Raw genomic sequence first — 12,058 nt, 5'->3', positions numbered from 1 at the left:
GTTTATTTCTTATTTAGATAATTTATTACAAATAGAGTTAAATATTTGACTCTATTTTGTATTTTTACTTAGATTTAAGCAAATCAATGATAAAAGAAATCTCTAAAAAGCAAGTACTGGATAGGATTAGATTTGAAAATCCTTGGTGGGTAGATGGTCATATTGAAGATGATTATAACCAAATGCCCAGAAGGCTTTACTTTGAACTGTTCAAACCTCTGGTTTATGAGCGGGATATCCGCAGGGCCGTTGTTTTGATGGGACCACGAAGGGTAGGAAAAACTGTTATGCTCTTCCATTTGGTTGAGGATTTGATTCAGAACGGAGTGAATCCTAAAAAAATTATCTTCATCACTATAGAAAACCCTATATACAACAATATACCGCTAGAACAGCTTTTTACCTATGCCAAAGAGGCTACTGGCCTTGAGGATAAAAATGATTGGCACATTATATATGATGAAATTCAGTATTGTAGAGATTGGGAAGTTCACTTAAAGTCATTGGTTGATAGCTACAGGAAAGATAAGTTTATCGTTTCAGGTTCCGCTGCTGCTGCACTTAAGTTCGCTAGTAATGAAAGTGGTGCTGGAAGATTCACAGATTTTTTGCTGCCGCCCTTGACCTTTAATGAATATATCTCCTTAAAAGGATTAGATAGGATTATCACTACTACAAAATTGAAATGGAAAGAACATATAACCGAGTTTTACACCTCTTCACACCTTGATGAATTGAACAAACATTTTCTGGATTATATAAACTTTGGTGGATACCCCGAAGTCATCTTTTCGGAAAAAATACAAGCCAATCCTGGCAGGTACATTAGACAAGATATTGTGGACAAGGTGCTTCTTAGAGACCTTCCTAGTCTTTATGGAATAAGTGACACGCGGGAATTAAATTCTTTGTTTACAACTATTGCCTATAATAGTGGTGGAGAGTTTTCACTGGAAACACTCAGTAAACAATCACAAGTTCCAAAGAATACTCTAAAAAAATATATAGAATATTTAGAAGCTGCTTATTTGATAAAGCAAGTTAGACGTATTGACCAAAGCGGGAAACGTTTCAAAAGAGACAACTTTTTTAAAATCTATTTGACCAATCCCTCATTAAGGAGCGCAATATTTTCACCAATGTCAACCACTGATGAAATGATGGGCAATATGGTGGAAACTGCAATTTTTGCGCAATGGATGCATCGCGATTGGTTCACACCATGGTATGCTAGATGGACGGGGGGTGAAGTGGATATGGTCGGTTTAAGTGAATCGACGTTAAAACCCCTATGGGCCCTTGAAATCAAATGGTCCAATAGATATTTCGATAAACCTAGTGGATTGAAGAGTCTATATAAGTTTTGCAATGAAAGTAATTTGAACAACCCGATAGTTACTACAATTGACAAAGAAGGAGAAAAGGAATTTAAAGGAATAAATATTCAGTTTCTTCCTTCCTCATCTTACGCCTATACAGTCGGCAAAAACACCTTGGAGAAAAAGAAAAATATGTAACCCTTTTATTACTCTGATCAGCATATATAGTTGAAAACACCAAATGAACCCCTCCAAACGCATTCTCCCCGTCATCGTATTGTCGCAGTTTTGCTGCACTTCGCTTTGGTTTGCGGGCAATGGGGTAATGCCCGACTTGGTGTCCACTTTTGGATTAAATGAAAGTGCAATAGGGCATTTGACCTCGGCAGTACAGTTTGGGTTTATCGTCGGCACTTTGGTTTTTGCCATTTTATCCATTGCTGACCGTTTTTCTCCTTCCAAAGTATTTTTTTCCTGTGCCGTTTTGGGAGCATTGTTCAATTTAGGAGTGGTTTGGGAAGATAATGGGTTGGCTAGCCTCCTGAGTTTTCGGTTTTTTACGGGGTTTTTCTTGGCTGGCATTTATCCCGTAGGCATGAAAATAGCCGCAGACTATTACGAGAAAGGTCTTGGCAAATCACTTGGCTATTTGGTGGGGGCCTTGGTGGTTGGCACTGCATTTCCCCATTTATTAAAAGAGATGACCCATACATTGTCGTGGAAAGCGGTGTTGGTGGCCACCTCAATCCTGGCCGCTTTTGGGGGCACTTTAATGGTAATTTTAGTTCCCAATGGCCCATTCCGAAAACCAGGTCAAAAAATCTACCTGTCCGCATTTCTAAAAGTGTTTCAAAACCGAAGCTTCCGCTCGGCAGCCTTCGGATATTTTGGCCACTGTTGGGAACTTTATACCTTTTGGGCCTTCGTCCCGATCATGCTACAAACCTATGGGGCAATCCACCCAGCAACAACATTCAACATTCCCTTATTGTCCTTCTTGATCATTGCTGTCGGTGGTTTGGCATGTGTTTTGGGCGGTTATTTAGCACAAGTATTCGGAACTAAAAAGGTGGCATTTATGGCCCTGCTGCTTTCCTGTATTTGTTGCTTGATCTCTCCCTTGCTTTTTGTACAGGGTTCCGAAGTGGTTTTTGTTGCTTTTCTTCTTTTTTGGGGCATGATGGTGATTGCAGACTCCCCCCTATTTTCCACCTTGGTGGCACAAAGTGCATTACCAGAAATAAAGGGAACGGCATTGACTATAGTAAACAGCATCGGTTTTGCCATTACCATCGCCAGCATTCTGCTACTCAATGAAATGCGAATCTGGACAAGTTCCAATATGGTTTATATGATGTTGGCCGTAGGTCCAATTTTGGGATTGATTGCCTTGTCATCAAAAAACAAAGCGATACTCTAACTATATTTTAAATTAAGTAATTTCCATTCCAATTATTTGGATTTTCATTCCCGACCAATGTAATGTGCAATGATAGAACTTCTATTTTTTACCGGAAAAACCTGCGGTGTCTGCAAGGCGCTAAAACCAAAACTGTTGGAAGCTGTACAGGGAAACTTTCCAAAAGTGAATATTCGTGTAATTGATGTGGAGGAAGAAGTTGAGTTTACAGGACAGTCCATGGTATTTACCCTGCCCGTTGTTATCATCAAAGTAGACGGCAGGGAAATGGCCCGCTTTGCCCGAAGTTTTGCAGTTTACGAGGTATTGGCAAAATTAAGGCGACTTTATGGGGCACTGTAAAGCACGGTTTTTTTGATATACGGCAAAGTTAACTTTGTTAATCATTGTATATTAGCAATCTAACCACCAACCACCTAAACCATGAAAAAAACAATACTCTTCTTGGCCATTGCACTATGTACATCAACAATTGTATTAGCACAAAAAGGAAAAAGCAAGCAATTGGATGCCATGATAAAAAAAGGCATGGTCGATTGGAAAATCCCTGGATTGGTGGCCGTAGTGGTAAAAGATGGTGAAACGGTGTTCCAAAAAGCCTACGGGGTCAAAAATTTGGAAAGCAAAGCCCGTGTGGACGAGCATACGCTATTTACCATGGCCAGCACCACCAAAGCGATTATTTGCCAAGCACTGGGCATTCTGGTCGATCAAGGCAAACTAAGTTGGACGGACAAAGTCCGTGAACACTTGCCATATTTTAAACTCTCCGATACTTATCTCACCGAAGAGGCTCGTGTACAGGATTTACTCACGCACAATCTAGGAATTCAACAAGCCGACTTGCTCTGGGCCGTGGATAGTGTTTCAACCAAAGAAACACTACAGCGATTTGCGCTTGCAGAAAAGACCTTTTCGGTTCGTGGAGGGTTTGAATACAACAATATCATGTATGCTGTTGCCGGTGAGGTGATTAAATCGGTTAGCGGACAACATTGGACAACATTTGTCTCCGAAAACATATTTGAGCCAGTCGGAATGAACGATGCTGTGGCAAAATCCGTCGATATTTTTAAGAAAGGAAACTATACAACTCCATACCTCAACGATTTGGATGATGGGATTGTCCAAGTGGATTACAATCTTGCAGACCAAATCGGTGCCGCAGGAATGATTTGGTCGAGTATGTCGGATGTTACCAATTACCTCAAATATTTGGTGAACGATGGTGTAGTGGGAAATGACACAATTTTATCCAAAAACACCTTCGATTATCTTTTTAAACCCCATGCTTTTGTTACCGATGACAGCTTTTACCCCACCCAGCAATTGACCATGCCCCACTGGAAAACTTATGGTTTGGGTTGGTTTCAACATGATTATCGCGGTGAAAAGCTGGACTTTCATACGGGCAGTATTGGAGGATTGATTGCCATTTGCGGCATAATGCGGGACAAAGATATAGCTGTCTATGTGTTTGCCAATATGGACCATGCAGAATTGCGCCATGCCATACTTTATAAATCCATGGACCTGTTTGCTTTTGATGACGACAGTAGGAATTGGCACGAAGAAGTGTTTCAACTGTATTCCAAATTCAAGGAACAGGAAAAAGCATATTATCGGAAACTACAGCATGAAAAACTGGCTGATACCAAAACAACATTGCCTTTGGAGCAGTACGAAGGTGAATATAGCCACCCGATGCTAGGGAAGGCCACCGTAAAAAACACCGATGCGGGATTAACCATAAATTTCAACGATTTTTTACTACTATCCACCGAGCATTGGCACTACGATACCTTTATGTCCAACAAAGAAAATCCATATCGAGCAGCGATAGATTTTAATTTCCATATTGGAACGGATGCCACCGTAAAATCATTTGATGCTTTTGGAGAAACTTTTAAAAAACAAAATTAAAAAAGGCACCATATGGTGCCTTTTACAATCATTAACATAGCAATTCATCAATTACAAACACCATTGGCCAACCGTGGCTTTTGGCTTTTACTCCCCATAAACAAATCCGATAGCGGTTTAAAGTGTCGCTTCCACTGGTAGGGAGCAAAGTTGAACCACAGTTTAACTTCTGGCGCTTTGTTTTTTTCAATGGTCAATCCATTCTCGATCTCAAAATCCAAACGTTCGAACGTATTGGCCGATTCGGCCATACCATCCTCGTATACAAACCGGTTGCCCCACCCTGCCATATAAAAACGTAGGGCAATGTACTTGCCCTCGGGCAAGGAAACTACACTTTTGGACCGTATAAAATTCCCGGAAGCCATACCTTTTAGGTCCACGGGGTTTTGTCCGGGAAAATCCATTATAAAATGTTCGTTTCCCTGTTCATCGATTGCCGAGAACCTGGTAATATTCAAGGTTATCTCCGACACCTTGAGTGCTGTGGCGGCCTCATTGCTTAAAATTAAATCGGCAATCTGCCCATTAACACCAAAATTAGCCTCCATTGACCCGGAAGTATAGAGTGGTATCGACCATATAGTAGGGTAAAAATTCTGTGTTTTCATAGCTGTTGTACATACAATTATACAGATACAAAGTTGCGATGGTTTAATTGATCCTACGTCCAATAAATTATCCTCTTTATATGCTGTGTTACCCCTAATTCTGTATTTTATGAAAATTTTTGTTAATATGGAACAACAAAATGATTATCAATCGATTCAATACTATCTTTCGGACAAATGAAGGTCAACTATATTTTTCTTCTGCTCGCACTCGTTGCCGAAATTATAGGTACCATTGGCGGTTTTGGCTCCTCGGTGTTTTTTGTTCCGTTGGGCAATTTTTATTTTGATTTTTATTCGGTCCTGGGCATGACTGCCATTTTCCATTTATCGAGCAACATCAGTAAAATTTTCTTGTTCAAAAAAGGGTTGGACAAAAAACTATTGCTCTATATTGGCGCTCCATCCGTTGTTTTTGTTATTATCGGTGGGTTTTTATCAAAAGTTGTGAATAGCGATGCCCTAGAAATAGTTCTGGGCATATTTTTGGTCGTCTTTAGCCTTCTTTTCCTTATCAAAAGTGAAATCATTATCCTGCCCAACAAAAAGAACTCCCTTATTGGAGGAGCGCTTTCAGGATTTTCTGCAGGGCTTTTGGGTACAGGAGGGGCCATCCGCGGGTTGACCATGGCGGCCTTCAATTTGGAAAAAAGTGCCTTTATCGCCACCTCTGCGTTCATCGATTTATTGATTGATTTCTCTCGGACCTTTGTATACTACAGCAACGGGTATATTGGAAAATTGGAATTGACCTATTTACCTTTTTTGTTCGCCATTGGGTTGGTGGGCACCTATTTGGGAAAAAAAGTTCTGAAGTACATTCCACAAGATAAATTCCGTAAACTTAGTTTGATTTTTATTCTGATCATCGGTTTGGCCACCATAAGCACCTTAGCCATTGATCATTGGTTCTGATGTTCCTCATAATTCTCCCCAATACTGTCCAAAACTTTTAAAAAGATCTCAAACTCGGCAGGGTCTAAGTCCTTAAGTGCCAATTTTCGCAATTGAATTGCACTCGGCAGGGTCAGGTCCAATATTTTTTGTCCATTTTCGGTCAGTTCCAACTTAAAACGTTTTTGATCACCTTCAAAGCGGGCCTTGGAAATCCAACCTTTTTTCTCCAATCCTCCGATCACCCGTGATGTAGTAGCACGGTTTCGGAAATTTTCGTTGACAATATCGCGTTGACTTGCCTCTTCGCCCAATTCATGGATTTGATACAAAATTACCCACTGCTCAATGGTTATATCCACACCAAGCGCATCAAAAGTACGCAGATAGGCCTTTTGAATTTTTCGGAGCACCAAATCCAAATGGAACCCCATTCCATGTATTTCGTCTATACGGTTCAGCAAAATTCCAAGAATGATCGTAAAAATAAGGATTCGAAATTTCTTTACCTGAAATCGATAACAACAGCTATAATTTTAACTCAAATTTCGGTCTACAAAATCGTTTTCGTATGTCAAAATGATTATTTTTGTTGTTAATGCAACAAAATAAAACTGAACAATAAAAAACATATCGAACATGGAAACATCCACACTTCCACTAGAAAACAACACTTCCGAAGATTTTATGCCCATTAACGGCACAGATTATATTGAACTATATGTAGGGAATTCCAAGCAAGCCGCCCATTACTATAAAACAGCATTCGGATTTCAATCCTATGCCCAAGCAGGTTTGGAAACCGGTTTGAAGGACCGTGAAAGTTATGTAGTGGTACAAGATAAGATCCGACTGGTACTTACTTCGCCCCTAAAAAGTGGCACGGAGATCGGTAAACATATTGACAAGCACGGCGATGGGGTAAAAGTGGTTGCCCTTTGGGTAGAAGATGCGACCATAGCTTACAACAATGCCATGGAAAGAGGTGCCACTTCCTACATGGAACCACGAACCGAAGAGGACAAAGACGGAAAAGTGGTTCGCTCCGGAATCTACACCTACGGTGAAACCGTTCACATTTTTGTGGAACGCAAAGATTACAATGGAACATTCCTTCCTGGTTTCAAAAAATGGGAAACTCCAGACTATAACCCAAAACCTACAGGGTTAAAATTTGTGGACCACATGGTAGGCAACGTTGGATGGAACAAAATGAACCACTGGGTTAAATTTTATGAGGATGTACTGGGCTTTAAAAACATCCTATCCTTCGATGACAAGGACATATCCACGGAATATACCGCTTTGATGAGCAAGGTGATGAGCAATGGAAATGGAAGAATTAAATTCCCGATCAACGAGCCCGCCGAGGGTCAGAAAAAATCGCAGGTCGAGGAATACTTGGATTTTTATGAAGACGAAGGTGTTCAGCACATTGCTGTGGCCACGGACGATATTATTAACACCGTTCGCGACCTAAAAAGCCGAGGCGTAGAATTTTTAAGGGTACCCGCCACCTACTACGATGCGGTTACCGATCGGGTCGGTGAGATCGATGAGGATATCGCCCCATTAAAGGAATTAGGTATTTTGGTAGACCGTGATGATGAAGGATATTTATTGCAGATCTTTACAAAACCTGTGGAACCCAGACCGACCATGTTCTTCGAAATTATCCAAAGAAAAGGTGCTCAATCGTTCGGAAAAGGTAACTTTAAAGCATTGTTCGAAGCTATTGAACGCGAGCAAGAGCTTAGAGGTACATTGCATTAATCAAATTTAAGAGATATGGGTTATGGGCTATTGTTTTTCAGGCCTATAACCCCATAACTTTAAAATAAAATAACTGTTTTAAAATGCCTATTTATCACAAACTCGGGAAAGTTCCCCAAAAGCGGCATACCCAATTCGAAAAACCGGATGGCAGCCTGTATTACGAGCAGCTTTTTGGCACTATTGGTTTTGATGGCATGTCTTCGCTATCCTATCATGTTCATCGTCCCACCCAAGTAAAAGAAATTGGTAAAGCACTGGACATAAACCCAAAAATTGCGGTTGAAAAGAACATCACCAGTAGAAAGTTCATCGGTTTTGATGTTGCTCCTAAAGATGATTTTCTTGAGGCACGGGAACCACTTTTGGTAAACAATGACGTACATGTAGGTTTGGCCGCTCCGCGAAAATCGCTAACGGACTACTTCTATAAAAATGCCGACGCCGACGAAATGCTCTTTATCCACAAAGGGTCGGGAATATTAAAGACTTTTTTAGGAAATATTCCCTTTGAATATGGGGACTACCTGATCATCCCACGAGGAATGATCTATCAAATCGAGTTTGACACAGAAGATAACCGTATTTTATATGCAGAATCCTTCCATCCCATATACACCCCAAAACGATATCGCAATTGGTTCGGGCAATTATTGGAGCATTCACCCTTTTGCGAACGCGATTACAAATTGCCGCAAGACCTTCAAACTTTTGATGAAAAGGGAGAGTTTTTGATGAAAATCAAAAAACAGGGGATGTTGCACCAGCTAGTGTACGCCACACACCCTTTTGATGTAGTGGGTTGGGACGGATATAATTTCCCCTATGGCTTTTCGATCCATAATTTTGAGCCGATTACGGGACGTGTGCATCAACCGCCACCGGTGCACCAAACTTTTGAGACCAGTGCTTTTGTGGTTTGTTCGTTCTGTCCCAGGTTGTACGATTACCATCCAAAATCCATTCCGGCACCTTACAACCACTCCAATATAGATTCCGACGAAGTGCTCTATTACGTGGACGGAGATTTTATGAGCAGAACGGGCATCGGACCAGGGTATATTTCCCTGCATCCCGCAGGCATTCCCCACGGCCCACACCCAGGAACCTACGAAGCCAGTATCGGCAAAAAAGGTACCGAGGAACTGGCAGTGATGATAGACACCTTTAAACCCTTGCAAGTAACCAAAAACGCCCTCAAAATTGATGATGGCAAATATTATAAATCTTGGTTGGAATAATTTAGTAGTTAGACATTAGTTGCCAGTAATACGCAGAACACAAATCAAAACTAATATTTTTAACGAATGGATTTTTCAAAAGACTATAAAGAACTCGGAGAAATAATCGTAAAGAAATTACGCGATGAAAACTTTGAATACTATGAAAAAAATAGAGACTTTGGAAAATCTATGTCTGAAAAAGAATACTCTGAACTACCTAGAAATCCGAATTTAGCACCTGAATTTCAAAAATTAGAAGACGAACGATTTGAATTTTTTAACGGATTGAATGAAAGACAAATAGAAATCCTAAACCGACTTGTCCTGAATATTTTGGATTCGACTGCGTTTAATTTCTTGAGAGAAATTGAAGAAAACTTAAATGACAGTAAAAGTTTAGGATTAACAATAAACGGACACCAAGTAGAGAACATAACGACTGAATTTTTATCTGGAACTTTGTTTGGAGAATACTTTTTATGGACTGAAAAGAATAGCAAATTTGGAGAGTTTCAGCAATAAGAATAAAGTACTACTGGCAACAATGTATAACCGCAATTACCGCATATTAACCCGTAACCGACGGTTATACGAGACCGTTATTAGATAATAGAAACATAAAAATCAATCTAAACCAAGGATCTAAATTCTAACTACTCACATCTCATATCTAAAAAATATGATCATAGATATACCCGAAAACTCAGATTTTTCGATTCACAATATTCCTTTTGGGATTTTTTCCACCCAAGACCGAAGTCCACGTATTGGTGTGGCCATTGGAGCGCATATCTTGGACTTGGCCGCTGTTGCCGAACTGGATGTGTTCGACTTTAATACAGCCCTATTGGAAAAAGACACTTTGAATGATTTTATTTCCCTTGGAAAGGAAATCACTACCCGTGTGCGCAAAAAAATCCAATATTGGCTAAAAGATGACGAATCCGTTTTGGCCGGAAAACCTGAACTCTTTGTAAAGCAATCCGAAGCCCAAATGCATATGCCGGTTTCTATTGGCGATTATACCGACTTTTATTCAAGCATGGAGCACGCCACCAATGTGGGCAAAATGTTCCGTGACCCAGAAAATGCCCTTTTGCCCAATTGGAAACATATTCCAGTGGGTTACCATGGCAGGGCAAGCTCCATTGTTGTAAGTGGGGTACCCATTCATAGACCTAAAGGCCAAACCATGCCCAAAGGCACGGAGACACCCGTTTTTGGCCCAACAAAACGCTTGGATTTTGAACTGGAAATGGGCTTTATATGTGGTAAGGAAACATCGATGGGCGAATCTATTTCCACAAAAGAGGCCGAGGATTATATTTTTGGCCTTGTCTTATTTAATGATTGGTCGGCGCGCGATATTCAAAAGTGGGAATATGTACCGTTGGGGCCCTTTTTGGCCAAGAATTTTGCCTCATCCATATCGCCTTGGGTAGTTCCCTTGGAAGCTTTGGAACCCTTCAAACTGGCAGGGCCCAAACAGGAACCCGAAGTATTGCCATATTTGCAATTTGAGGGCAACAAGAATTATGATATCAATCTAGAGGTTATCATCACACCGGAACAAGGTGAAAAAACCACCGTTTGCTTTAGTAACTTTAAACATATATACTGGAATATGCTGCAACAACTCGCACATCATACGGTAAATGGATGCAACATCAACATTGGGGATATAATGGCCTCGGGTACCATCTCCGGTATGGAAGAAAACAGTTTTGGTTCTATGCTGGAATTGTCGTGGGGAGGTACAAAACCCATCAAACTAAATGATGGAAGCGAACGAAAGTTTATCGAAGATGGTGACACTGTAACATTGAAAGGTTACGCCAAAAAAGACGATATAAGGGTAGGGTTTGGTGAAGTGACCACTAAAGTGCTCCCTGCGAAATAACTTTGGTAGCTGAGCTGAGTCGAAGCTACTGAACGGTGACTTCGACCTCGCTCAGTCACCTTGATATAAAATGAATTGAGATTCCCGTTTTCACGGAAATTACAGAAAACCAAAATATGATCAAAACCATAGACCCAACTACCATACCCCAACCGGAACTATACAGTATACTATCGACAGCTGTGGCTCCAAGACCCATTTGCTTTGCCAGCACAGTTGATGCCGAAGGCAATGTGAACCTTAGTCCGTATAGTTTTTTCAACGTTTTTAGTTCCAATCCTCCCGTAATGGTGTTCTCGCCAACGCGAAGTGGCAGGGACAACTCTTTAAAACACACCCACCAAAATGTAATGGAAGTACCAGAAGTGGTGATCAATGTAGTGAACCATAAAATGGTGGAGCAGATGTCCCTTTCGAGCACAGCCTACGCCAAAGGGGTGAACGAATTTAGAAAGGCCGGATTTACCGAAATCCCCAGTGTAAAAGTTAAACCTCCAAGAGTAGCCGAAGCCCCCGTTTCTTTTGAGTGCAGGGTATTGGAGGTGGTGGAATTAGGACAGATTCCCGGAGCCGGAAACTTGGTGATTGCACAAGTGGACATGATTCACATTAACGATGAATATTTAACAAATAACGTGTTGGATACCGAAAAACTCGATGTAGTGGGTCGTATGGGTGGCAATTGGTATATCCGAGCCATAAAAGAATCTCTGTTCGAGGTTCCTAAACCTATCCGGTCCCAAGGTATTGGCGTGGATGCGCTGCCCAAGGGGATTCGCGAGAGCGATGTTCTAACAGGGAACAATTTAGGCCGTTTGGGGAATTTGGAAAGCGTTCCATCTTCGGATGAAATAAAAACCATCATAGCCAACGAAGGGGTGCAAAATGCCTCCAAAACTGAACTGCACACCTTGGCAAAAAAAGTATTGGAAGCGGGCAATACAAAAAATGCAATAGCTTATTTATTGTTTGCGGAAAGCCTATAAAGTTTACTA

12 protein-coding genes are annotated in these 12,058 nt (G+C 40.9%); 10 read left to right on the top strand and 2 right to left on the bottom strand.

Annotated features, from left to right (window positions below; genetic code table 11):
• Positions 1 to 86: 86 nt before the first annotated feature.
• The 4 genes from ABTP35_RS09665 (at position 87) to ABTP35_RS09650 (ending at position 4,662) form a co-directional block, all read left to right on the top strand.
• Positions 87 to 1,517: an ATP-binding protein gene (locus ABTP35_RS09665; protein ID WP_375334185.1), complete on the top strand. Its 1,431-nt coding sequence runs from the start codon at positions 87 to 89 to the stop codon at positions 1,515 to 1,517.
• Between the two features lie 43 nt (positions 1,518 to 1,560).
• Positions 1,561 to 2,739 (top strand): MFS transporter, encoded by a 1,179-nt coding sequence (locus tag ABTP35_RS09660; RefSeq protein ID WP_293296734.1) that lies wholly within the window; start codon positions 1,561 to 1,563, stop codon positions 2,737 to 2,739.
• Positions 2,740 to 2,808: 69 nt separating this feature from the next.
• On the top strand, positions 2,809 to 3,081 hold the full coding sequence (locus ABTP35_RS09655) for a thioredoxin family protein (protein WP_293296736.1): 273 nt from the start codon (positions 2,809 to 2,811) through the stop codon (positions 3,079 to 3,081).
• 81 nt (positions 3,082 to 3,162) lie between these two features.
• Positions 3,163 to 4,662, top strand: a complete 1,500-nt coding sequence (locus tag ABTP35_RS09650) for a serine hydrolase (RefSeq protein WP_293296738.1) — start codon at positions 3,163 to 3,165, stop codon at positions 4,660 to 4,662.
• A gap of 47 nt (positions 4,663 to 4,709) precedes the next feature.
• Here the strand turns inward: ABTP35_RS09650 and ABTP35_RS09645 are convergent, their stop codons facing one another.
• The gene (locus ABTP35_RS09645; RefSeq protein WP_252078930.1) at positions 4,710 to 5,213 is read right to left on the bottom strand and encodes a hypothetical protein; all 504 of its coding nucleotides are present in this window, start codon (positions 5,211 to 5,213) and stop codon (positions 4,710 to 4,712) included.
• A 237-nt stretch (positions 5,214 to 5,450) separates the two neighbouring features.
• Between ABTP35_RS09645 and ABTP35_RS09640 the strand changes: the two genes are divergently transcribed.
• Positions 5,451 to 6,188 carry a sulfite exporter TauE/SafE family protein gene (locus ABTP35_RS09640; protein ID WP_293296740.1) on the top strand — a complete coding sequence of 246 codons (738 nt, stop codon included), beginning with the start codon at positions 5,451 to 5,453 and terminating at the stop codon, positions 6,186 to 6,188.
• Here the strand turns inward: ABTP35_RS09640 and ABTP35_RS09635 are convergent.
• A complete protein-coding gene (locus tag ABTP35_RS09635; RefSeq protein WP_224835504.1) occupies positions 6,176 to 6,631 on the bottom strand; it encodes a MarR family winged helix-turn-helix transcriptional regulator in 456 nt (151 codons plus the stop codon). The genes ABTP35_RS09640 and ABTP35_RS09635 overlap by 13 nt on opposite strands.
• A 175-nt stretch (positions 6,632 to 6,806) precedes the next feature.
• Between ABTP35_RS09635 and hppD the strand changes: the two genes are divergently transcribed.
• From hppD to ABTP35_RS09610, 5 genes are all read left to right on the top strand, one after another.
• Positions 6,807 to 7,940 carry a 4-hydroxyphenylpyruvate dioxygenase gene (gene hppD, locus ABTP35_RS09630; RefSeq protein ID WP_224835505.1) on the top strand — a complete coding sequence of 378 codons (1,134 nt, stop codon included), beginning with the start codon at positions 6,807 to 6,809 and terminating at the stop codon, positions 7,938 to 7,940.
• Positions 7,941 to 8,023: 83 nt separating this feature from the next.
• Positions 8,024 to 9,181: a homogentisate 1,2-dioxygenase gene (locus ABTP35_RS09625; RefSeq protein WP_293296742.1), complete on the top strand. Its 1,158-nt coding sequence runs from the start codon at positions 8,024 to 8,026 to the stop codon at positions 9,179 to 9,181.
• 66 nt (positions 9,182 to 9,247) lie between these two features.
• Positions 9,248 to 9,685: a hypothetical protein gene (locus ABTP35_RS09620; RefSeq protein WP_252078927.1), complete on the top strand. Its 438-nt coding sequence runs from the start codon at positions 9,248 to 9,250 to the stop codon at positions 9,683 to 9,685.
• A 157-nt stretch (positions 9,686 to 9,842) separates the two neighbouring features.
• A complete protein-coding gene (fahA, locus tag ABTP35_RS09615) occupies positions 9,843 to 11,063 on the top strand; it encodes a fumarylacetoacetase (RefSeq protein WP_375334184.1) in 1,221 nt (406 codons plus the stop codon).
• Positions 11,064 to 11,179: 116 nt separating this feature from the next.
• Positions 11,180 to 12,049 carry a flavin reductase family protein gene (locus ABTP35_RS09610; RefSeq protein WP_252078925.1) on the top strand — a complete coding sequence of 290 codons (870 nt, stop codon included), beginning with the start codon at positions 11,180 to 11,182 and terminating at the stop codon, positions 12,047 to 12,049.
• The last annotated feature ends 9 nt before the right edge of the window (positions 12,050 to 12,058 follow it).

Origin of the sequence: Flagellimonas alginilytica (genome assembly GCF_042134605.1) — a bacterium.
GTDB lineage: Bacteria > Bacteroidota > Bacteroidia > Flavobacteriales > Flavobacteriaceae > Flagellimonas > Flagellimonas alginolytica.
This window is presented reverse-complemented; position numbering and strand designations above follow the sequence as displayed.